Genomic DNA, 21,435 nt, shown 5'->3' on the forward strand with positions numbered 1-21,435 from the left:
AGGGCGGCGTATTTGCTGCCTGCTTTGCGCTCGCTGCGGATGGCGCTGAGGCGGTCGGCGTTGATGGTGAGGCCGAAGAGCTTTTGCTTGTGCTCGACCAGAGGCTTGGGCAGCCGCAGGTCGTCGAAGTCGTCTTCGGTGAGTGGGTAGTTAGCAGTGAACAAGCCAAACTGAAGTGCCAGGTAGAGACAGGTCGGGGTTTTGCCGGAGCGGGAGACGCCGATGAGAATCACATCCGCTTGATCGTAGTGGCGGGTGCGGGCGCCGTCATCGTTGTCCAGGGCAAAATGCACGGCATTGATACGGATGCGGTAGGACTCCGCGTCGCGGATGGCGTGGCTCTGGTTAATCTTGTGGCTGGAGCGTACGCCCAGTTCGTCTTCCAGGGGGTTGAGGAAGGCACCGAACAGATCCAGTACCAGGCCGTCGCAGCCGTGCAGCAGGGTGCGATGGTCGTTGTTGACCAGAGTGGAAAAGACAACGGGCTTCTGGCCATCCTCTACAGACGCTCTGTTGATGCGAGCGATGGCTTCCCGGGTCTGTTCATCAGACTGGACGAAGGGCAGGGTGATCTGCACAAACTCAATATCACCGAACTGGCTGAGCATGCTGTGGCCAAGGGTTTCTGCAGTGATGCCGGTGCCATCGGAGAGATAGAATGCCGTTCTTTTCATTGGTTTCAGCCGTTTTCTGTGCCCGCAGGAGCGGCGCTTGAGCCGCCAATGCGCTTGGCAGGGCGTGTCTTGAGTGATTTTCGGTTCAAGCGCCGCTCCTACGGGGTTTCGTAAGTCATTGTTTTCAATGATCACAGTCTAGAGGCAGCGACAGTCAGGGGCCAGTGGTATCTCTGAACTAATCGGGTAAATCCTGCCTTGGGCGTTGTCCCTGCCTTCACATCCTTCTAAACTGCGCCGCATAGACTGGTCCGCAGGTTAAATACCCTTTCATTTTCAATGGGATAGTGCTCCCGGACGGGGCCTGGCCAGTCACAGATGCAGGGATTGACCAAAGTCGTACCCAAATTACGACGAGGGGCGGGCAAACTGTGCGGGTTTTGAGTAGAATGGCGGCTCGATTAGCGCCGGCTCAGGCCAGTAATCAACGGTAATACGTAAAAAGGAGACGACCTTGGCGGAATATGTAGTCTGGTTTCAGGACCTGGGGAAAAATGACGTTGAGCGCGTAGGCGGCAAAAATGCATCCCTCGGTGAAATGATCAGCAATCTGTCGGCAGCGGGTGTCTCCGTTCCGGGCGGTTTTGCCACCACCGCTGAAGCCTTTCGCGAGTTCCTTGAGCACAACAATCTGACCCAGAAAATCAACGAGGCCTTAAGCGCGCTGGATGTTGAGGATGTGGTTGCTCTGGCCAAGACCGGCGAGCAGATTCGCCAGTGGGTTGTGGACGCACCGTTCCAGCCAGCGCTGGACAGCGCTATCCGCGAGGCTTACGCACAGATTGGCGAAGGAAATGCTGATTTGCCGGTGGCGGTACGCTCTTCTGCAACTGCGGAAGATCTGCCCGATGCCTCCTTTGCCGGTCAGCAGGAAACCTTCCTGAATATTCGCGGCATCGACAGCGTCATGATTGCCGTCAAGGAAGTGTTTGCCTCCCTGTTTAATGATCGCGCCATCAGTTACCGCGTTCACCAGGGCTTTGATCACAAGCTGGTCGCATTGTCCGCCGGCGTTCAGCGCATGGTGCGTTCCGAGACTGGTGCCGCTGGCGTGATGTTCTCCATGGACACCGAGTCCGGCTTCAAGGACGTGGTCTTTATTACCGCTTCCTACGGCCTGGGTGAAATGGTGGTGCAGGGGGCGGTGAATCCGGATGAGTTCTACGTTCACAAGAAAACCCTGCTGAACAAGAAACCCGCCATCCTGCGCCGCAATCTCGGCAGCAAGATGCAGAAGATGGTCTATGGCGCCGAAGCCTCCGCGGGCAAGTCTGTGAAAATTGTGGAAGTGGACAATGCCGAACGCATGGTCTACTGCCTGAATGACGAGCAGATTGAAAACCTGTCCCGTCAGGCCATTGAGATCGAAAAACACTACGGTATGCCCATGGATATTGAGTGGGCGCTGGACGGCGACGACAACAAGCTCTACATCGTGCAGGCCCGCCCGGAAACCGTGAAGAGCCGCTCCGATGTGAATGTCATGGAGCGCTACCTGCTCAAGCAGACCGGCAAGGTATTGGTAGAGGGCCGGTCCATTGGCCAGCGTATCGGTGCCGGCAAGGTGCGGATCGTTACCAACATCAAGGAAATGGACAAGGTCCAGCCGGGTGATGTGTTGGTTACCGACATGACGGACCCGGACTGGGAACCGGTCATGAAGCGTGCGGCGGCCATTATCACCAACCGTGGTGGACGTACTTGCCACGCGGCGATCATTGCTCGTGAGCTGGGTGTCCCTGCCATCGTAGGTTGTGGCGATGCCACTGAGGTGCTGAAAGACGGTCAGGAAGTGACTGCCTCCTGCGCCGAAGGCGATACCGGCAAGATCTATGAAGGTCAGCTGGAATTTGATATCCAGCGTAATTCCATTGAGTCCATGCCCAAGCTGCCGTTCAAGATCATGATGAACGTGGGCAACCCGGACCGGGCCTTCGATTTCGCCGGCCTGCCGAACCAGGGTGTTGGCCTGGCACGTCTTGAATTCATCATCAACCGTATGATCGGGGTGCACCCGAAGGCGTTGCTGAACTACGACACTCTGCCCAAAGATGTGAAGCAGAACGTGGACAAGCGCACTTCCGGTTACGGTGATCCGGTGGACTTCTACGTGGAAAAGCTGGTCGAGGGGATCTCCACCCTGGCCGCCGCTTTCCACCCGGAAAAGGTGATCGTTCGCCTGTCCGACTTCAAGTCCAACGAATATGCCAACCTGATCGGCGGCAAGCTCTACGAGCCGGAAGAAGAGAACCCCATGCTGGGCTTCCGGGGCGCCAGCCGTTACATCAGCGAGAACTTCCGGGACTGTTTCGAGCTGGAATGCCGTGCGTTGAAGAAAGTCCGTGACGTAATGGGCTTCACCAACGTGGAAATCATGGTGCCCTTCGTGCGGACTGTGGGCGAAGCAGAGCAGGCTGTTGATCTGCTGGCCAAGAATGGTCTGAAGCGTGGCGAGAATGGTCTGCGTGTGATCATGATGTGTGAGCTTCCCACCAATGCACTGCTGGCCGACGACTTCCTGCAGCACTTTGATGGCTTCTCCATCGGCTCCAACGACCTGACCCAGCTAACCCTGGGGCTTGACCGGGACTCCGGTATCGTCAGCCACCTGTTTGACGAGCGTGATCCGGCGGTCAAGAAGTTGCTGAAGATGGCCATTGACGCCTGTAATGCCCAGGGCAAGTACATCGGCATCTGTGGCCAGGGTCCTTCGGATCATCCCGATCTGGCCAAATGGCTGATGGAGCAGGGGATCTCTTCCGTGTCACTGAACCCGGACTCGGTGCTCGATACCTGGTTCTACCTGGCGGAGAAGCACGGCAACTGATCATTTTGCCCGCTTGACCTGCAAGGTGCTTCACAGCACAGTAAAAAGCCCGCGTTTGCGGGCTTTTTACGTTATGGGCGGTTTGGCAGAGACGCTTCTCAGCGGTTTTCTTTTTCTCCTTTATTCTTGAAGAGTCGGTGGACTCGGATAGAGGGATGAGCAAGAGGAATGTGGCCTGCCATGGATCGCAAGTTCAAAAACCTGGATGAAGGTAAGCCATGTTTCATCGACTGCTCAGGACGCTGGATTTGTACGACGGTCTGCGACTGCCTGTCAAAGTGGGCCGATTGGAACTGCTGCTGATTCATGAGGAGGGGGAGTCCCGGTTAATGCAAAGGCGCTGCCCCCATGCGGATTTTCCACTCGACCGTTGCACCATTAGCCATGGCGAGCTGCGCTGCCCGGGGCATGGACTGATGTTTTCCCTGCGAAGTGGTCGTTGTCTCAGCGCCAGCTACCAACTCGAGCAATACCCGCTCAGTTATGACGGCCCCTGGTTGGGCGTGGATCTGCCTGCATAGGACCGTAGGGAAAGTAACGCACCTAGTGCCATACCGCCGAACAGGTAAGCCTCATTCCGACAGTAGTTCGTATGCTGACCACCTCTTACCGAAAATGAGGGACCTTATTAGCGGATGGGGGAGGCGTAGACCACTTTCTCTTCGCCCAGCCCGGCAACGAAGTGGCTGCTGTAGCGCTGGCGTAATTGTTTCACCTTACGGACATAGGCCTGGGTTTCCTTGAAGGGGGGAATGCCGCCGTAACGGCGCACATTGCCTTCACCAGCGTTATAGGCCGCCAGGATATGGTCCAGGGTGGAGAATTTGCCTTTCAGGTACGCCAGGAAGCGAGTGCCGCCGAGGATGTTTTCTCTGGCATCAAAAGGATTGCTGACTTCCAGATAAGCTGCGGTTTCTGGCATCAACTGCATCAATCCCTGGGCGCCAACACGGGAAACGGCCTGAGGGTTGAACAAGGACTCAGCATGGATTACGGCCTTTACCAGAGCCGGGTCCACCCGATGCTGGCCTGCCGCCAGAGTGATCAGATTATCGTAGCGGTCGCGCTCTGCATCACTCAGGGCGCGGTGCTGGTAGTTCCAGCCTTTGCGGATGGATAGCAGGGTATGGTTGCGGCCAACCCGATCCTGAGGTTGATCGGTAAACAGAATGGTGCCGTCAGCGGCGCGATACTTGTAAATATCACTGGCCCCGACAGTGCCTGAAAAACTGATCATGCCGCTCATTAGTAGAGCCAGCAGCCCGCTCAGTCGCATTGGTGTCCCGTTCCCCGTTGAATCCGCTGTGGTGTGCCACGCGTTGTTGTTGTAAGGAAAAGCCATTGGAGCTTTTCTGGCCGAACGTTACCCCCATGATAACGTCAGGCTTTACAGGTATTACCCATGACCGACGAGTTGTCGGTATGAGCCGCTGAGCGTACCCGGCCAGCGCTCAAACATCATACTATCGCAGCCCTCGACGCCCAAGAGGGCTGGCGCACATTTCGACTCTATTCTCGTATGGGGACAAATCCATTGCTGTTAGCTATGGCATGTATCAGCTCATCAGCCTTGTTAATCCTTTCGCCCTGCGCACAATAGGGGCAAACCTGACAGGAGACAGCAGTGACAACAGAATTTGACCTGGTGGTAATCGGTGCCGGTTCCGGCGGTGTTCGTGCGGCGCGGATGGCTGCAAGCCATGGCGCGCGGGTAGCCATCATCGAAGAACGTTTTTTTGGCGGTACTTGTGTCAATGTGGGCTGTGTCCCCAAGAAGCTGTTCTCTTATGGCTCCCATTTCCCCCAGGAATTTGCGCTGGCTGAAGATTTCGGTTTTTCCGTTCAGGGCTGGTCATTCGACTGGGCAACCCTCAGGGATAACAAGAGCCGGGAAATTCAGCGCTTGAATGGCATTTACCAGCGCATCCTTGATCAGGCCGGAGTCACTGTTTTTGAGGGACATGGCAAGGTGTTGGGCCAGGGGCTAGTTGCTGTCGACGACCAGGAGCTGAGCGCAGCCAATATCCTGATCGCCACCGGCGGCAAGCCCTTTGTGCCTGAATTTCCCGGCTGTGAGCTGGCACGGATCTCCGATGACCTGTTCTATCTGGACACGCTGCCTGAGCGGGTAGCGGTGGTAGGGGGCGGCTATATTGCCACCGAGTTCGCCGGCATCCTGCATGGCCTGGGCTGCCAGGTCACCCAGGTCTATCGGGGTGAGCTTTTCCTGCGGGGCTTTGATGGAGACATCCGCCAGTTCGTGGCAGAGCAGATGCGTGCCCAGGGAGTGGATCTGAAGTTCAACACTGATGTCGCCCGCCTGGATCTTGCCGGCAGCGGCAAGCAGGTCACCTATCAGGATGGTAGCCAGCAAACCTTTGATGAAGTGTTCTACGCCACTGGCCGCGTGCCCAAGCTGGATGGGCTGTTTGCACAAGGGGCAGCACCGGCACTGACTGATAAAGGTGCGATCGAGGTCGATGCGGGCTTTGCCACCTCAATCCCGGGTCTTCATGCCCTGGGTGATGTGATCGACCGTGTTCAGCTGACCCCTGTGGCCCTGGCGGAGGGCATGTGGCTGGCCGCGCAGCTGTTCGGTGAGAATAAGCCGAAGGCAGCCATGGATTACCGCAAAATTGCCACCGCTGTTTTCAGCCATCCGAACATCGGCACTGTAGGGCTCAGCCAGGAAGAGGCGTTACAGCAGGCCTCTGCAATCCGGGTTTACAAAAGCGGGTTCAGGCCCATGCGTTACACCCTTGGCGACAAACAGGAACGCAGCTTTATCAAGCTGATCGTGGACGATGAAACCGACAGGGTGCTTGGGCTGCATATGGCCGGCGAGGACGCGGCGGAAATTACCCAGGGGTTTGCTGTGGCCATCAAGATGGGTGCCACCAAGGCAGATTTTGACGCTACAGTGGGCATTCACCCAACGGCGGCTGAAGAGCTGGTCACCATGCGTCAGGGGGAAAGAATCACCGCCTGAATCAGCAATTTCGCCTCACTGTAGGAGTGTCGGATAAGTCCAGTTGCGAGTTACGAGAAGCGAAAATCATCGGGCTTTACCGTGTTTTTGGGGTTTGTCTTTCGAAACCGGGTACTCGCAATTCGACACTTCGGCTATCGCGCCGCCAGCGGCGCTCCTGCGGTCAGGGTGTCAGATTCTCTCCAGTTTCACTGGTAGCCCATCCCCGGGCACCGGCAGGCTGGTGGTATCCACCGGCATCTCGTAGTTCTGCGGTACGCTCCAGCGATACTTGAGCAGCACCTGGTGAAGAATTGCCTTTACCTGCATTTCCGCAAAGTGCAGGCCGATACACTTGTGGGCGCCGCCTCCGAACGGTACCCAAGCATAAGGGTGCACCTTGTCTTCCCGGCGAGCATCACTGAACCGTTCAGGATCAAACTTCTCTGGATCCGGCCAGTATTCTTCCATGTAATGCGTGAAGTAGGGCACCACATTGATAAAGCTGCCGCGGGGGATGAAAAAGCCCTCGTATTCCACGTCCTTGACGGTCTTGCGCGGCAGTGAAGGTACCGGAGCACAGAGTCGCAGCGCTTCTTTCATGGCCATGCCGATGCCTTCTAGCCGGGGCAAGTCCTCATAGTCCAGGCAGGTTTTGCCAAGGGCCAGGCTCTCCTCCCGCAGACGTTCCTGCCAGTGCGGATTCTTGGCCAGATAATAGAAGAGGGTGGAGAGTGTGATGGTGGAGGTATCGTGGGCCGCCATCATCAGGAAGATCATGTGGTTGACCACATCGTCATCGCTGAATTGTTCGCCATCTTCTGTCTTGGCATGGCACAGCACACTGAACAGATCAGAATCGCGGCTTTGCCGTTTGGCGGCAATTCCCTTGCGGAAGAAGGCTTCCAGGAGCTTGCGCCCCTTGAGCCCTTTTGACCAGCGCAGGCCGGGGACTGGGGTGCGCACGATGGCGGTGCCGGCACGAACCGTATCCACAAATGCGTGGTTGATGTCGTCAGCCTCCGGGCCCAGCTCATAGCCCATGAATACATCTGTGGCCAGATCCAGGGTGAGCTGTTTTACCGCGTTCAGGACATGAAAATCGGCGATATCTTTCCAGGGGGCAATCCCCGAGGTGATGTGCGGGCCCATTCGTTCCAGATACCCCTTCAGCACATCCCGGTTGAACGCCTGTTGCATGATTTTGCGATGCCAGCGGTGCTCCTCGAAATCCAGCAGCATGATGCCGCGATGGAAAAAACGGCCAATAAAGTAATCCCAGCCCTGGTGATTGGAAAACAGATCGCCCCGGTTGAGCATAACGAACTGATTGGCATCTGGTCCCAGCATTTGCACCATTTTCAGGCCAAATACGCTAGTCCATGAGACCGGGCCGTATTGATCGTAGCGCTTGCGCATCAGGCCGATGGGATCGCGCATGAAGGAGAGTGTATGGCCGATGACCGGCAGCCCCTTGTCGCCGGGCACAGCCCGAAGCTGGCTTTGCGCGGGCAGCGAACAAAACGGTTGTGACATGGCTCTCTCCTAATAAACAGTGCGTTTACTATTAGCTGGATAGTACGCCCAGCTCAATACCACTAAACAGATTTCGTTATGGCATTTCCCTGTCAGCCGAACGGCTCAGATCTCGTGGCCTTCGTGGGCTGTGTGCTGTTTTTTTGACCGGCACCTGTCCGGCTCACAGCCCGGCAAGGCTGGGGCCAGTCGCTCAGGGGTTATGCACCCGGTTATCCACAGAAACTGTGGACAGAAAAAGAGAGCCGGTGGGCACTGGGAGAGCCACCAAGGCCTGTGTATGATTCGGCAACAAACAAAAACTGCGTGCAGGCCCCAGGTTGAATCCACTTTGTAAGAGGGGTCTCCCGTGGTCGAGTTGCTTCAGTAAAATCCGGATTGAGCAGGACACTGCGCCAATAGGCGCGAATGCCCGCCGAGCCCTGGCCTGCAGACAGTCCGCAAGCCTGCTGTATTAAGGAGAACAAGGAATGCGTCGTGTGGTATTTAACCAGAAGGGGGGAGTGGGGAAATCCAGTATTACGGTAAACCTGGCTGCCATCAGTGCTGCCGAGGGAAACCGCACCCTGGTGGTGGATCTGGACCCGCAGTGCAATGCCAGCCAATACCTGCTGGGGATGCCCGCCTACAGCAACGGTGAAGGCCCCAAGCCGAATATCGGTACCTTCTTTGCCCAGACGCTGTCGTTTCGGTTGAAAGAAAAAGACGCCCGCGAATATGTGCATGCCACGCCTTTTCAGAACCTGTTTGTATTACCGTCGGATGGCGAGCTGGGTGAAATCGAGCACATGCTCGAGTCCAAGCACAAGATCTACAAGCTTCGTGGTCTTCTGAAAAGCCTGTCCAAGGATTTCGACACCATCTTCGTCGATACCCCGCCAGCGTATAATTTTTATACCCTGTCCGCGCTGATTGCTGCCGACCGTGTATTGATCCCCTTCGATTGCGATGCCTTTTCACGCAAGGCGCTGTATACGCTGCTGGAGAACATTCAGGAGGCTCGCGAAGATCACAATGACGAGCTGCAGGTGGAAGGCATTGTCGTCAACCAGTTCCAGCCCCGTGCCCGCTTGCCGCAGGAGCTGGTGGCGTCCCTTGTGGAAGAAGGGTTGCCGATGTTGAGCAGCAAGCTTTCAGCCAGTGTGGTGATGCGAGAATCCCACGAACAGGCGACCCCCTTGGTTAATTTACAGCCTAAACACAAGCTGACCGAGGAATATCGGGCCTTGTTCCACGAACTCAATGGCCGCTAATCCGTTTCGCAAACAGGCAGCACGTCGTGCCGAGCGGATACTGCGCTCGGCCACGGCCAGTCGGTGGCTGGCCAAGGCAGTATTCAGCCGCTCTGATCAGTTGCAGCAACGGCTGGGAGAAGCGGCGGGGCAGCTCAAGCTGCTGGCCAGGATGCTGCTGGACTGGACGACAGGGCGCTACCGGCAGGTGCCCTGGGGAACTCTGCTGACTATTACCGGGGCGCTGGTGTATTTCCTGATGCCCCTGGATGCGATTCCAGACCTCATCATTGGCCTGGGTTTGCTGGATGATATCGGGGTGCTGGCCAAGGCTTGGCAATTTGCCGGAAAGGATATCCAACGGTATCAGCAGTGGCGTGAGAACCAGGACGGCGCTGCTACAGGTCTATAACAGCCTGTTAAGTGTGCTTGGCCCCTATGGTTGGGAGGCCTTGATGCCATGAAATGACCATGAAGCCAAGTACGGCTCTGCCCGGACAGGGTCTTCGATGAAAGCCTGAGTGATGGTGGCCACTTTGATATCAGTGTCGGGTTCCTCTCTCTCATGAATTTTGTGATAGTGTTTACTCATATTGAGTGAGTGCCTGCCCTGGGCTGGCGTAATCAGATCAAAAACAAGCAATGCACAACAACAATTAGCGATCAGGAAAAGGGAGTAGTTATGGGCAAGCGTCTGCTGGGGAGCCTTCTGGCTATCGCCTTGCTGCCAGTTCAGGGGATGGCAGCCATTACCAACGCGGATCTTGAAGAGTTTGAGTTGTCACTGTGGAAGGTCCGCACAAATTTCCATATGCTCACGGTCATGGCAGGCAGTGATGTTTATGCGTCTGACTTGACGCGTACTATCTCCCAGACCAAGCAGGCCCTTTCCGAACTGAGAGCCAATGCCGAGGGCAGCGAAGAGCGCCAGTTTGTAGCAGATCTGGAAAAGGAATTGACGTTCTACATTGATGCTGCCAAGGGTAACACCATGGCGGAGCAAGGTTACACCAACGCTTATGTCATCAAGGATGTGAATGAACTGCCCGCCATTATGGCGGAGAAGATGGATGCTTTCGAAGCTGCCGAAAAGGGGCAGTATGATGAGATTCGTGAGCTATCGTCGTTCCTTCAGCGGATGACATCCGAGTACTTGAATGTGGCTGCCGATCCCGCTGGCGGTATGGCAGCAGGTTCGGATGAGGGCCGGCTGGATTTCAAGAATGCTGTGCCGGAATTTGAGAAGATGCTTAAAGCGGCGCAGCAGCAGTATGCCGGGGATGAAGCCATGACCCGTGCCCTGGATCAGGTGGCGGTCAAGTGGAAATTCATTCGTCAGTCCATGGTCAAGTTCTATGAAAATGCGGTGCCGTTTCTGATCTACCGCTATACCAGACAGATGGTGGACACCATGGAGCAGGCGATCAGCCTGGCATCCACAGATATGGCCAAGCCCACCTTCGGGCCAGTTGAATAGTCAGAACTGCCAGATTGGCATGCATTTAGGCCCCCGCTAACGGCGGGGGTTTTTCGTGGGGTAAGGAAAGAGGAATCGGGGTGAAAAAACAAGGATTGTGGATGTTGGCGGGGGCGCTGATGGTGGCTGTTTCCGGGGCGCAGGCAGCATTTTCTGCAACGGAACTGGCAATGATGGAAGCGGACGCCTGGCGTGCCAGGATGGGATTCCATCTACTGTCGATTCGTGGCGACAACCCGGAAGATCGAGATGCGCTCAGGCAGCTGCTTGATGACGGCCAGCGCCGGGTAACTGAGTTCAAAGGGCAGGCCGAGGGCGAAGAGGTGGCGCAGGCCAGGGCCTTTGACCAGGCCTGGGATGACCTGTCCAAACGCGCTCTCGACAACCCGCTGGCGTCTCTGGGTTATGCGGACTATGGCGCCATGAGCGAGATGAATACGACCACTCTGGCGGTAGCCAAGCTGGTTGAGGAGGCCGACTCCGGCGACGATGGTGCCTATCTTGATATTGCGGGCTTGTCGGTCTCCATGCAGCGCCTGGCCAGTGAATACCTTGCGTTGGCTGCATTCCCGTCAGCAGGCATGCCGACGGGTACTGGGCTGCCGCCGATGGATTTCGCCATTGAAGCAAAAGCCATCGATGACCAGCTGGAGAACCTCAAGGGGCACTATGCCAGTGATGTGCAGGCGAGTGATGTGCTGGCATTTGTTGAGCAGCGTTGGGTTTTCGTGCGCAATACCATCCCGCGGATGAACGAAAACGATGCCAACAAGGTCCCGTATCTTTTCTATCGTTATGCCAGCCAGGTCGCAGAGCATGTCGAGCAGCTGGTAGCTCCCTGAGCTAAAGCCAGTTGACCAGCAGCACTTGCCGGGGCAAGAGGGGGCTCCCCCGAAAAGTGCTGTAATGCGTGTTCCAGTATCAATCCGAGCGGGTTGCCAGCCAGTCAGCGCTGATGCGCCACGCCTGGCTGGGTGCCTTGGAGCCGGAGAATACCCCGGCATGGCCGCCAGGGACTTCCTCGAAACGTTTCTCCTGGCTGCCGACCAGCCGTAGTACTTCCTTCGCGGCGCGCAGGCTGACGATATTATCGGTAGTCCCGGCAAACGCCAGCAGGTCCTGGCGTATCCCGGAAAAATCCACACTGCGACCACCGATGCGGATTTTTCCCTTGGCCAGGCTGTTGGCCAGAATCATCTTCTCGATCACTTCGCGCACCACCGCGCCCGGGTAATCCACCATATCGTTGAACCATTGGCCCATGGTCATATACTCGGTGACGTATTCCCGGTCGGCGATGTTCTTCACCAGATCCAGATAAGCCTGTACCACCCCTGGCGGATTGGTCATTTTGAAACCAAAGGTCAGTAGACCTGCGGGTATGTGGAATAACTTGTCGTCCAGCGGCTCAAGGCGCACCTTGAACCAGTCATGGAGTTGCATGGCGGGAATGGATGCCAGCCCCAAGGCCTTGCCGAACGGGCCGCTCTTGTGGAAATTTACCGGGCTGGCAATGGTGATCAGGCTGCGCACCGGTGCATCCGGATGGCCGCCCAGGTACATCAGGCAGAGTAGGCCGCCCATGCAGTAGCCCATCAGGTTGACCTGCTCCTGCCCGGAATGTGCCTTGACCGTTTCCACCGCTTCCGGCAGCCAACGATTCACATACGTATCCAGGTCCAGGCTGCGTTCCGCCTGGGAGGGCTTGCCCCAATCCACCAGATAGATGTCATAGCCCCGGGCCATCAGATAGCGGACCATGGAGCGGTTCGGCATCAGGTCATAGGTCCAGCAATGAATCCCCAATGCGGGCACCAGAATCAGGGGCGTGCGGTATTTGTGGCGCTCAACCGGCATGGTCTCGTCATTGACGGGAATCTCGGCCATGGGCGGCAGGCTATAATGGCGAACCGCCATGATGCCGTCGCGGTAGATTTCATCCCAGGGGCATTTATCAATCTGGATAAACCGCTGCGGATGCCGCCGACGCTCGACGATATGCCCAACGGCACGCAGACTGGTCTTCAAACGGGATGACGTCGCCATGGGAGGCCTCCGACAATGAGGGGGCTGGGATACTATCGGGAAAGCAACGCATTACCATGGTGAAAAAGTAACACTTTGCAGATTAATGTCGACTCGCTAATCTAGCGCGCCCGACGCACAGGAGGCATTGGCCGTCGTGACAAACTCATCATTACCTTATACCCGCCTGGATGTCTGTAACCGCTTTCTGGAGTCGGTCAGGCACTCTGTTGTACTGGGACTGGAAGTGCTCAGCGCTGAAGAAAACGCGGTGCGGGTTCGGGTTCCCTGGCGTGACGACCTGGTTGGCACTCCGGAAACCGGTGTCATGCATGGTGGTGCTATCTTCGCCATGATGGATCACGCTGGCGGCATGGCGGTAACCTGCCGCACCTTCCCGACCTTTGAAATTACGCCCACCATCGACTTCCGCGTGGATCATCTGCGCGGCCCTGAAAAGGGCGCCGCCGTGTTCTGCGAAGCCACTTGCTATCGTCTCACCACCCACGTGGCCTTTGTACGCATTACCACCTGGGAGGAGGGCAATGAAGACGAGCCCATCGCAACTGGGCTGGCAACCTATACCCGACTGAAAATCGAAACGGCAGGCAAGGTGGTGGGGCAATGAAAGCACTGAAAACCCTGATTGAAGAATGTCGCGCCGGCGAGGCGGATTACCAGAGCCTGATTGACCGGGTCCCTTATGCCCGCTTTCTGGGTATCCAGGTAGTGGCGCAGGGGGACGAACTGACCTTCGTGCTGCCCAAGCATGACAATGTGGTGGGCAACCCGACCCTGCCGGCACTCCACGGTGGGGCAGTGGCGGGTTTCATGGAGCAGGCTGCGATTATCTTCATTCTGCTGCAAATGGGGGAACCACGGGTACCCAAGACCATCGATTTCACTATCGATTACCTGCGGGCCGGTCTTTTCCGGGACACCTATGCAGAATGCAGCGTCACCCGGCTGGGGCGCCGCATTGCCAATGTGCATATTAGCGCCTGGCAGAAAAACCGTGAGGAGCCGATCACCATCGCCCGCGCGCATTTCCTGCTGTCGGATGATGCCGGCTGACGTCGCAGACTCAAGCATCCGCTGTTTTGTAGGGTGCACTGAGCCTAAGGCGAACTGCACCATCCAACCGCCGAATTGGTGCAGTTCGCTTAGGCTCAGTGCACCCTACGTCTTCCTGAGAGAGTTTGCTGGTTTGGCGATTATTGTGATTTTGCGCCAGCCTCCGCCCCGATTGTCAGAACGCGACATTGTTCCAGCAGGCACATCCGCCTAGCGTTTAAGTGAACCTTTTCAGGGCAGCATCGCTGCGTCCTGAAGTGTGCGCTACAACGCTAAGAAGGGTGTTTTCATGAAAATAACTAACGTCACCTCTCCACCCACATCGGTGAGCATTTACGAAAACTGGGATGGCCCCGGTGCCGATGATATTGAAGACAAGCTGACCCCGGGCCATGTGCAGGATGTGGTTGAAATCTTCCAGACCCCACTCACTGGCCACTACAACTGGGACTATTCCAGCGCCGACGGCCGTATCCGCAAGCTCTACCGCCTGGGCAAGGAACTGAACTGGAATGCGGATATGGATCTGGACTGGAGCCAGACCTTTCCCAGGAGCGAGGTACCTCTGGACCAGTCCTTCAACCCGTTCAATGGCTGGCCTACCTTTGAGGCACTCAGCGACGACGAGAAACTGCGCTTCGGGTGGCATAATCTTGCCTGGATGCTGGCGCAGTTCATGCACGGGGAGCAGGGCGCGTTACTGGTAGCCTCCCAGCTGGCCAGTTGTGCACCTTCCTACGATGCCAAACTCTATGCGGCCAGCCAGACCTTCGACGAAGCGCGTCATGTGGAAGTCTTTACCCGTTACCTGCAGGAAAAGATCGGCATTCTGTACCCGGTGAATCCCAACCTGAAAGCCCTGCTCGACAAGATCCTCTCGGACCCCCGCTGGGATCTGAAATTCATCGGTATGCAGATCATCATCGAAGGCCTGGCCCTGGCCGCCTTCAACACCCTCAAACTGACCGCACATGATCCGCTTCTCAAGCAGATTATCCACTTGGTCATTCGCGATGAGGCGCGGCACGTTACCTTTGGTGTCAACTACTTGGAGGGCTTTGTTGAGACTCTTTCTGCAGAAGAAAAAGAAGAGCGGGCGCACTTTGCCTTTGAGGCCTGCGTGGTCATGCGCGAGCGTTTGATCAGCACCGAGGTGTTTGAACACTTTGGCTGGGATGTGGACGAGGCCCGTGAACAGGTGCTGTCTTCCACCATCATGGCCCAATTCCGCAATCTGCTTTTCACCCGCATCATGCCCAACCTGAAGCGCATCGGGCTGCTCACCGAGTCGGTTCGTCCCCGTTTTGAGGAGCTGGGTATTCTGCAGTTCGAAAACCTGGTGGATGACGGCGAAGTGGACTGGGCCGAGTTGTCCAAGCCGCTCTACGACGAGGTGTCCTAGCCCCGTCTTTTGTAGGGGGCTGCCCGGTTCGTCTGCAAGCCGCCTCCTACACAACGCCAGGCTGTGTGTTGGACGCACAGAGACGCGTCTTCCCGCCGCGTGATCGGTGCAGTTCGCCTTAGGCTCAGTGCACCCTACGGTGTATCACAGGCTGGCGACCTTCACTATTCCCTGTCTAACCGGCTTCGCTAATGCTTGGCATGTAGCCACATAGGCCTGCTGTAATGCCGTGCGCCCCTGTTCCAGCTTTCCCGGGCCGCTGCGGCTCAGGCCGTCAATGGCCAGGGTGATCAGGTTGGGGCGCAAAGGCGCCTGCAGGGCAGGGCTATTGGCCCGTCGCCACGGGGATCGGGATTGCAGATGGTGATAGAGTACGCGCTCGCCGGGCCAGGTGCCGGCCAGACCATGCCGGTCGGCAATGCCGCCATCCCAGTAGTAGCCGCCGTCGATGCGCGCGGGCTGGAAAAGGAAAGGCACGGCACAGGATGCATAAACGGCTTCTACCGGGTCCCCGGCGTTCAGTACCCGGGTGCGGCGGCTGGCGGCATGCCAGGCGGAGATGGCCACGGGGGTGGGGCTAAGGGCCAGGTCCGTTATCGGCACCAACTCTTGCAGCAATGCCCGGAAACGCTTCCCAGCGAGCAAACCGAGCCCTGGAGCCGGGTCCCAAAAGTGCTCCCGGGACAGCCCGAGTAGGGTCTGCTCCATGCTTTCCGGGCACGCCTGGCTGGCCATGCAGGCAGCCACCAGCGCACCGGCACTGGAGCCGCAATAGCGGGCGGGCTGTAATTCATGTTCTTTCAGGGCTTTGACGACACCAAAATGAGCAAAGAAACCAAAAAAACCGGACGACATGGCCAAGGTAAAGGGGCGATCAGCCAACCAGTCCGCCAGGCTTGGGGCGGGAAATGTCTTCATTGAACTCTTCCTCTGCGGCGACAAACCCTAACCCGGGTGCCCTCAGCCATACAATTCTGTTGACCACCGTGGCGGTTACTGCACTGGGCCAGACCCTGGTATTCACGCTGCTTCCGTCCCTGGGCCGGGCCACCGGCCTGGCGGAAATGCAGGTGGGGCTGATCATCAGTTGTTCGTCGCTGATTTTTGCTCTGGCCAGCCCGGTGTGGGGTACCCTCAGTGAATCCCTGGGTCGCAAGCGGGTGCTGGTGATCGGGCTGAGCGGCTATTCCCTGGGCACGTTGATGTTTGCGGTGGTGTTCGATATCGGTCTGCACGGCGGTCTGGTGGGCGGGTTGCTGGTGACCGGCCTGGTGCTCAGTCGAATGGTTCAGGCGGCGATCATGGCGGCCACGCCGGCCGCCGCCGCGGCCTATACCGCTGATATCACCACCCCTCAGCAGCGCACCCAAGGCATGGGGCGTATCGGTGCAGCGAATAATCTGGGGACGGTGATCGGGCCGGTATCCGGTGGTTTGCTGGCGGCGGTGGGTCTGGTCTTCCCGCTCTATGGCGTGGCGGCCCTGACCGCACTGATGGCTATCGCAACAGCCTTGTGGCTGCCCGCATCGCCGCACCAACCTACGGCACGCACCGTGTCCCTGGGCAAGGTGCTGCGCAGCGGTCTCGGCGCTTATGCGGACCCGCGCTTGCGGGACTTACTGCTCACCGGGGTAATGCTGTTCATGAGCTTTGCGCTGATTCAGCAGACTCTGGGCTTCCTGTTCCAGGATCACTTCGGGTTATCCCCCGCGGCTGCAGCCCGTGCCCTTGGCTTGACCATGATGGCGGCGGCGGTCACTTCCCTGTTCGGCCAGATTGTCGTGGTGCAATGGCTGCGGGCACCGGCCACGTTGCTGGTTGCCCTGGCTGTCCCGGCGCTGGGCGCCGGCGCGTTGATTCTGTGGCTGGCAGATCGGCAACTGGTGATGAGTTTTGCGGTATTGCTGGTCGGGCTCGGCCTGGGTTTCGGCATGCCGGCAATCATGTCTCTGGCCAGTCTGCGAGTCAGCAGTGAAGAACAGGGGCGGGTGGCCGGTCTGGCCAGCGCCTGTCCAGCGCTGGGGTTTATTCTCGGGCCGCTGGTTGGCACGGGCCTGTATACCCTGGACCACCGCTGGCCCTATCTGCTGGTATTGTCTCTGATGGTGCCACTGGCTTGGCTGGCCTGGCGGTTGGTACGCTCCGCTGCCGTCAGTGGGTAGGGTGCACCTTACGGAAATGCCGGCGCGATAGGCCTGATCCGGCTAGGACAAGGATTTCCACAGATGGGCCGCCATCAGGCTGCGCCAGGGGCGGAACTCAGCCAGCCAGCGTTCGGCTTCGCTGATGCTAGGCGCAGTAGCCTTGCCCAATAACTGCTGGATCGCCCGGCGTACGGCCACATCCCCATGCAGGCTGCCGTCCATCCATGCATAGCCCCTCAGCAGTGCATAGTGAACGCTCCAGGGACCCAGCCCACGTATTTCCAGCAAGCTCTTCCTTAGGATTTCCAAGTCGGGCTGCGCCGTGTGAATCTCGGGCAGAAGGGCCTCGTCGAGGCAGCGCCGAGCAACGGTGAGCAGACACTCCGCCTTGCTGCGCGAAAAACCACAGGCCTTCAGTGCTTCCGCGCCTGTGTTGGCCACATCGTTGGCATCGGGGTAGCAGTAAAGGCCGTTACTGAGTCTGCGGCCTAGGCGCTGTATAAAGCGCCGGCGAATGGAAACGGCGGCAGCCACACTGATCTGCTGGCCGATGATCGCCCAGCTCAGTGCCTCAAACGGTGAGGCGGATTGTGGTACCCGCAATCCGGCTTGAGACCGCACCATTGCACCCACCAAAGAGTGCTTGCCGGCTTGTGCCTCGAATGCTTGCGTTGGCTGATCCAGGCCCAGTAAATGACCCGCAAAGGCGTCCAGTGAAACGCTGGCTGACGCCACCTCGTCGTCACATTGCAAGGTGAAACGGGCCTGGCCGGGCTGATGAAATTCCACTGTCAGCAGGGTGGGCACCTGTTGCCAGATAAACGCTTTCTCCAGCGCCCCGGCATCGACGTTCTCGGCGACTGCCTCAACATCACGCCGGTGGAAATCAAGGAAGGCCTCGCGGTCGAAATCCGCAGGTAGCGGTAAAGCTAGCTCGGCTGTTTTGTTCCTCACTCACTCTCCTTGTTCTCAAGCTCGCGTTCCAGCAGGGCCCGCTTGCGCTCCACGCCCCAGCGATAGCCGGACAGGCTGCCATCACTACGCACAATTCGATGGCAGGGAATCACCACCGCCAATGTATTGGCGGCGCAGGCCGAAGCCACTGCCCGGGCGGCTCCCGGTTGGCCAAGTGTCTCGGCCAGGGCTTGATAGGACAGGGTGGTGCCCGGTGGTATCTGCTGCAGCGCCTGCCAGACCCGTTGCTGAAATGCGGTGCCGCGAATATCCAGTGGCAACGACAGGTTCTGTTGCGGATCTTCGACCAGTGCAACAACCCGGGCCACCTTGGCATCAAATGTCGGATTCGGAGGGAGCAGCTCGGCGCCAGCAAAGCGTGCCTGAAATTCTTCGAGCAACGGCTCCGGCTCATCACCGAGACTGATGGCACAGATACCTTGGCCCGTTTCGGCCACCAGCAGGCTACCCAAACTACACTCGGCCATGGCAAAGCGGATAGCGGTCCCCGTACCGCCGGAACGATACTGGCCGGGCAACATTCCCAGCATCTGCTTGCCCTGGGTATAAAGCTGGCTGCTGGATTCCATTCCCGACTCCTGCATGGCACGACTAATGGATGCATGGCGCTTTAAATTCCCGGTCAGTCGGCGCCGGCGCACTGCCAGCGCATAGTCGCGCGGCGAAAGACCGGTGACGGCCTTGAACTGTCGCTGAAGATGGTGACGCGACCAGCCGCATTGAGCTGCAAGCTCTTTGAGTGTCGGCAGACTGTGGCTTTGCTCAATATGGCGGCACAGGGCTGTGACGGTGTCTGTCACCGGCGAGCCAGCCAGGGAAAGCGGATTGCAACGACGACAAGGGCGAAAGCCTGCCTGCAAGGCGGCCTGTCCATTGGGGAATATCCGCACATTGTCCGGGTTGGGCCGTCTTGCCGGGCAACTGGGCCGGCAGAAAATCCCGGTAGTGATGACGCCATAGACAAAGCGCCCGTCCGCGTTTCGGTTACGGTCCTGGATGGCATGCCACTGTGTGTCGGTAATCTGTGCAGTCGCTGTGCTCACGATCTGTTCCTTTTGGAGAGCCTCTGAGGTCATCATGGCCCGAAGAAAATCGCGGTGCACTCTGGATGTTGCGGGGGAATTGAAAAAAGCAGAGAGAGGGGAAAGAGGTGGGTGCCGGGCACCCACCTCCAGGCTGTCTTACTCGGTGTAAGGCAACAGGGTCAGTTCAACACGGCGGTTTTGCTCACGGCCGCTGGCGGTACCGTTGCTGGCAATGGGCTGGGTTTCGCCGAAACCAACGGTATCCATGCGCACCTGTTCAACGCCGAAGCCGCTGAGAATGTTGGCTACGGACTGGGCGCGTTGCTGGGACAGCATCAGGTTGTACTTGTCGCCGCCAGTGCTATCGGTGTGGCCGGCTACCTGAATCATGGTGGACTTGTATTCCTTCAGCACTTCAGACACGGCATCCAGTACCGGGCGGAAGGAAGACTTCACGGTGGTGCTGTCGGTGTCGAAAGTCAGGTTACCCGGCATGTTCAGGATGATGTTGTCACCATCACGGGTAACGGACACGCCGGCGCCTTCCAGTTTTTCGCGCAGCTTGGCTTCCTGTACATCCATGTAGTAGCCCACGCCACCACCGGCAACAGCGCCAATACCGGCGCCTTTCAGTGCGCGTTCTTTACGCTCTTTGGCACTGTCTGACGTGGCAATACCGATCAGGGCACCGGTTACGGCGCCAATACCGGCACCCATGCCAGCCTTGGAGGTCTGTTTTTCACCGGTGTAAGGGTTGATGGTGCTGCAGCCAGCCTGCAGGGACATAGCGCCTGCAAGCGCCAGACAGCCAACGAAACGTTTCATGGAAACTCCTTGTAAGTCTTATAAGGTATTGGTTTTTAAATAGTTTGAATGTGTACGAACCATAGCCTTGGGAGCATGGCTGGTAAAGCGGCGTCTTCACGAGTTTACGAATTTGTACGAAAAAAACCGAGTGCCTGTCTGTAGATGGCTGTTATCTATCCAATGCAGCCTGTATCAGGGGCATAAACCCGATCCGTGTCCGAAATAGTTCATCGCCTGTCCCGCTGCGCCAGTGAAACCCCTTGCCGCCAGGGCTACCATGACAGCAGCCTGTTGCACGATCCCGGCAGGCTTTCCCAAACCAAGGAGTACGTTGCATGCGACGCTGGAACGGCTGGGGCGACAGCGCCAATCATTACCCGCTGAAGGCCTCCGGCCTGACTTTTCTGCAATCCCGTCTTGGCACGGCCACCCCTTTGCCGGATGCGGAAATGGCAACGGTCTTACAGGCGGTGCCCGCGTCGCGCATGCCTGACCACCCGCTGATCCGCACCGATGCAGAAACACGCATTCGCCATGCACGTGGGCAAAGCCTGCCGGACTGGCTGGCCATGCGATCCGGTGACTTCGGTCGTTTCCCGGACGGGGTCGCCATGCCGACCAAGAGCGCAGAGGTGAAGCGTCTGCTGACCTGGGCCCAAGAGAATGATGTGCTGGTTATTCCCTACGGCGGCGGTACCTCTGTGGCCGGGCACATCAATCCCCCAGCCAGCGACAAACCGGTGCTGACTCTGTCACTGGCCGCCATGGATAAACTGCTTCACCTGGACAAGGAAAGCCAGATTGCCACTTTCGGCGCCGGCACTCCGGGGCCGGAAGTGGAAAGCCAGCTGCGCGAACAGGGCTACATGCTGGGGCATTTCCCGCAATCCTGGGAGCTGTCTACGGTGGGCGGTTGGGTGGCCAGCCGCTCCAGCGGCCAGCAGTCCATGCGTTATGGGCGCATCGAACAGATGTTTGCCGGCGGGCGTATCGAAACGCCCAGAGGCACCCTGGATATCCCCACCATTCCGGCGTCTTCCGCCGGGCCGGACCTGCGGGAAATCATCATGGGCTCGGAAGGCCGCATGGGGGTGATTACCGAGGTCAAGGTGCGCGTCACCCCGCTACCGGAAACGGAAACCCTCCAGGTAGCCTTCGCCCCGGACTGGGAAACCGGCAAGACGTTGGTTCGCAGCCTGACCCAGACCAAGCTGCCGCTTTCCATGCTACGGCTGTCCAATGCGGAGGAAACCCGTACCCATCTGATGC

The 21,435-nt window shown here is 58.0% G+C and carries 20 protein-coding genes; 12 read left to right on the forward strand and 8 right to left on the reverse strand.

Going from position 1 to position 21,435, the window contains the following annotated elements:
- Nucleotides 1–674, reverse strand: a 674-nt coding sequence (locus ACFE0K_RS05810) for a pyruvate, water dikinase regulatory protein (RefSeq protein ID WP_434535162.1), incomplete at its 3' end; no start/stop codon positions are given.
- Nucleotides 675–1,128: 454 nt separating this feature from the next.
- Here ACFE0K_RS05810 and ppsA point away from each other — a divergent pair.
- Both ppsA and ACFE0K_RS05820 read left to right on the forward strand, forming a co-directional pair.
- Nucleotides 1,129–3,501 (forward strand): phosphoenolpyruvate synthase, encoded by a 2,373-nt coding sequence (gene ppsA / locus ACFE0K_RS05815; RefSeq protein ID WP_434535163.1) that lies wholly within the window; start codon nucleotides 1,129–1,131, stop codon nucleotides 3,499–3,501.
- Nucleotides 3,502–3,719: 218 nt separating this feature from the next.
- On the forward strand, nucleotides 3,720–4,022 hold the full coding sequence (locus ACFE0K_RS05820; RefSeq protein WP_434535164.1) for a Rieske (2Fe-2S) protein: 303 nt from the start codon (nucleotides 3,720–3,722) through the stop codon (nucleotides 4,020–4,022).
- Between the two features lie 107 nt (nucleotides 4,023–4,129).
- Here the strand turns inward: ACFE0K_RS05820 and ACFE0K_RS05825 are convergent, their stop codons facing one another.
- A complete protein-coding gene (locus ACFE0K_RS05825) occupies nucleotides 4,130–4,777 on the reverse strand; it encodes a transglycosylase SLT domain-containing protein (protein ID WP_434535165.1) in 648 nt (215 codons plus the stop codon).
- 348 nt (nucleotides 4,778–5,125) lie between these two features.
- Here ACFE0K_RS05825 and gorA point away from each other — a divergent pair, with 348 nt between their 5' ends.
- Nucleotides 5,126–6,490, forward strand: a complete 1,365-nt coding sequence (gene gorA / locus ACFE0K_RS05830) for a glutathione-disulfide reductase (RefSeq protein ID WP_434535166.1) — start codon at nucleotides 5,126–5,128, stop codon at nucleotides 6,488–6,490.
- Nucleotides 6,491–6,661: 171 nt separating this feature from the next.
- On the opposite strand, the gene ACFE0K_RS05835 is transcribed toward gorA, so the two are convergent.
- On the reverse strand, nucleotides 6,662–8,005 hold the full coding sequence (locus ACFE0K_RS05835; RefSeq protein ID WP_434535167.1) for a cytochrome P450: 1,344 nt from the start codon (nucleotides 8,003–8,005) through the stop codon (nucleotides 6,662–6,664).
- Between the two features lie 470 nt (nucleotides 8,006–8,475).
- Here ACFE0K_RS05835 and ACFE0K_RS05840 point away from each other — a divergent pair, with 470 nt between their 5' ends.
- The 4 genes from ACFE0K_RS05840 to ACFE0K_RS05855 all read left to right on the forward strand — a co-directional run bounded on the left by ACFE0K_RS05840 (nucleotide 8,476) and on the right by ACFE0K_RS05855 (nucleotide 11,556).
- Nucleotides 8,476–9,258: a ParA family protein gene (locus tag ACFE0K_RS05840; RefSeq protein WP_434535168.1), complete on the forward strand. Its 783-nt coding sequence runs from the start codon at nucleotides 8,476–8,478 to the stop codon at nucleotides 9,256–9,258.
- Entirely contained in the window at nucleotides 9,248–9,649 is a 402-nt protein-coding gene (locus ACFE0K_RS05845; RefSeq protein WP_434535169.1) for a YkvA family protein, read from the forward strand. The genes ACFE0K_RS05840 and ACFE0K_RS05845 overlap by 11 nt, the downstream gene beginning before the upstream one ends.
- Before the next feature lie 270 nt (nucleotides 9,650–9,919).
- Nucleotides 9,920–10,714, forward strand: a complete 795-nt coding sequence (locus ACFE0K_RS05850; protein WP_434535170.1) for a hypothetical protein — start codon at nucleotides 9,920–9,922, stop codon at nucleotides 10,712–10,714.
- A gap of 80 nt (nucleotides 10,715–10,794) precedes the next feature.
- The gene (locus ACFE0K_RS05855; RefSeq protein WP_434535171.1) at nucleotides 10,795–11,556 is read left to right on the forward strand and encodes a hypothetical protein; all 762 of its coding nucleotides are present in this window, start codon (nucleotides 10,795–10,797) and stop codon (nucleotides 11,554–11,556) included.
- A gap of 79 nt (nucleotides 11,557–11,635) precedes the next feature.
- On the opposite strand, the gene ACFE0K_RS05860 is transcribed toward ACFE0K_RS05855, so the two are convergent.
- A complete protein-coding gene (locus tag ACFE0K_RS05860; protein WP_434535172.1) occupies nucleotides 11,636–12,760 on the reverse strand; it encodes an alpha/beta fold hydrolase in 1,125 nt (374 codons plus the stop codon).
- Between the two features lie 136 nt (nucleotides 12,761–12,896).
- Here ACFE0K_RS05860 and ACFE0K_RS05865 point away from each other — a divergent pair, with 136 nt between their 5' ends.
- From ACFE0K_RS05865 to ACFE0K_RS05875, 3 genes are all read left to right on the forward strand, one after another.
- Nucleotides 12,897–13,367, forward strand: coding sequence for a PaaI family thioesterase (locus ACFE0K_RS05865; RefSeq protein ID WP_434535173.1), 471 nt, complete (start codon nucleotides 12,897–12,899; stop codon nucleotides 13,365–13,367).
- Nucleotides 13,364–13,813 (forward strand): PaaI family thioesterase, encoded by a 450-nt coding sequence (locus ACFE0K_RS05870; protein WP_434535174.1) that lies wholly within the window; start codon nucleotides 13,364–13,366, stop codon nucleotides 13,811–13,813. Before ACFE0K_RS05865 ends, ACFE0K_RS05870 begins: the two co-directional genes overlap by 4 nt.
- 289 nt (nucleotides 13,814–14,102) lie before the next feature.
- On the forward strand, nucleotides 14,103–15,215 hold the full coding sequence (locus ACFE0K_RS05875) for a ferritin-like domain-containing protein (RefSeq protein WP_434535175.1): 1,113 nt from the start codon (nucleotides 14,103–14,105) through the stop codon (nucleotides 15,213–15,215).
- 144 nt (nucleotides 15,216–15,359) lie between these two features.
- Here ACFE0K_RS05875 and ACFE0K_RS05880 read toward each other — a convergent pair whose 3' ends face one another.
- Complete coding sequence (locus tag ACFE0K_RS05880; protein WP_434535176.1) at nucleotides 15,360–16,133, reverse strand: patatin-like phospholipase family protein; 774 nt, start codon at nucleotides 16,131–16,133, stop codon at nucleotides 15,360–15,362.
- Between ACFE0K_RS05880 and ACFE0K_RS05885 the strand changes: the two genes are divergently transcribed.
- A complete protein-coding gene (locus ACFE0K_RS05885) occupies nucleotides 16,124–17,377 on the forward strand; it encodes an MFS transporter (RefSeq protein WP_434535177.1) in 1,254 nt (417 codons plus the stop codon). The two genes, ACFE0K_RS05880 and ACFE0K_RS05885, sit on opposite strands and share 10 nt — an antisense overlap.
- A gap of 42 nt (nucleotides 17,378–17,419) precedes the next feature.
- On the opposite strand, the gene ACFE0K_RS05890 is transcribed toward ACFE0K_RS05885, so the two are convergent.
- The 3 genes from ACFE0K_RS05890 to ACFE0K_RS05900 all read right to left on the reverse strand — a co-directional run bounded on the left by ACFE0K_RS05890 (nucleotide 17,420) and on the right by ACFE0K_RS05900 (nucleotide 20,184).
- The gene (locus tag ACFE0K_RS05890; RefSeq protein ID WP_434535178.1) at nucleotides 17,420–18,313 is read right to left on the reverse strand and encodes a DNA-3-methyladenine glycosylase family protein; all 894 of its coding nucleotides are present in this window, start codon (nucleotides 18,311–18,313) and stop codon (nucleotides 17,420–17,422) included.
- Nucleotides 18,310–19,377 (reverse strand): bifunctional DNA-binding transcriptional regulator/O6-methylguanine-DNA methyltransferase Ada, encoded by a 1,068-nt coding sequence (gene ada, locus ACFE0K_RS05895; RefSeq protein ID WP_434535179.1) that lies wholly within the window; start codon nucleotides 19,375–19,377, stop codon nucleotides 18,310–18,312. The genes ACFE0K_RS05890 and ada overlap by 4 nt, the downstream gene beginning before the upstream one ends.
- Before the next feature lie 138 nt (nucleotides 19,378–19,515).
- Nucleotides 19,516–20,184: an OmpA family protein gene (locus ACFE0K_RS05900; protein WP_434535180.1), complete on the reverse strand. Its 669-nt coding sequence runs from the start codon at nucleotides 20,182–20,184 to the stop codon at nucleotides 19,516–19,518.
- Between the two features lie 317 nt (nucleotides 20,185–20,501).
- Here ACFE0K_RS05900 and ACFE0K_RS05905 point away from each other — a divergent pair.
- Nucleotides 20,502–21,435, forward strand: a 934-nt coding sequence (locus ACFE0K_RS05905; protein ID WP_434535181.1) for an FAD-binding oxidoreductase, incomplete at its 3' end; no start/stop codon positions are given.

This window comes from Alcanivorax sp., from assembly GCF_051117345.1.
In the GTDB taxonomy this organism is placed as follows: Bacteria; Pseudomonadota; Gammaproteobacteria; order Pseudomonadales; family Alcanivoracaceae; genus Alcanivorax.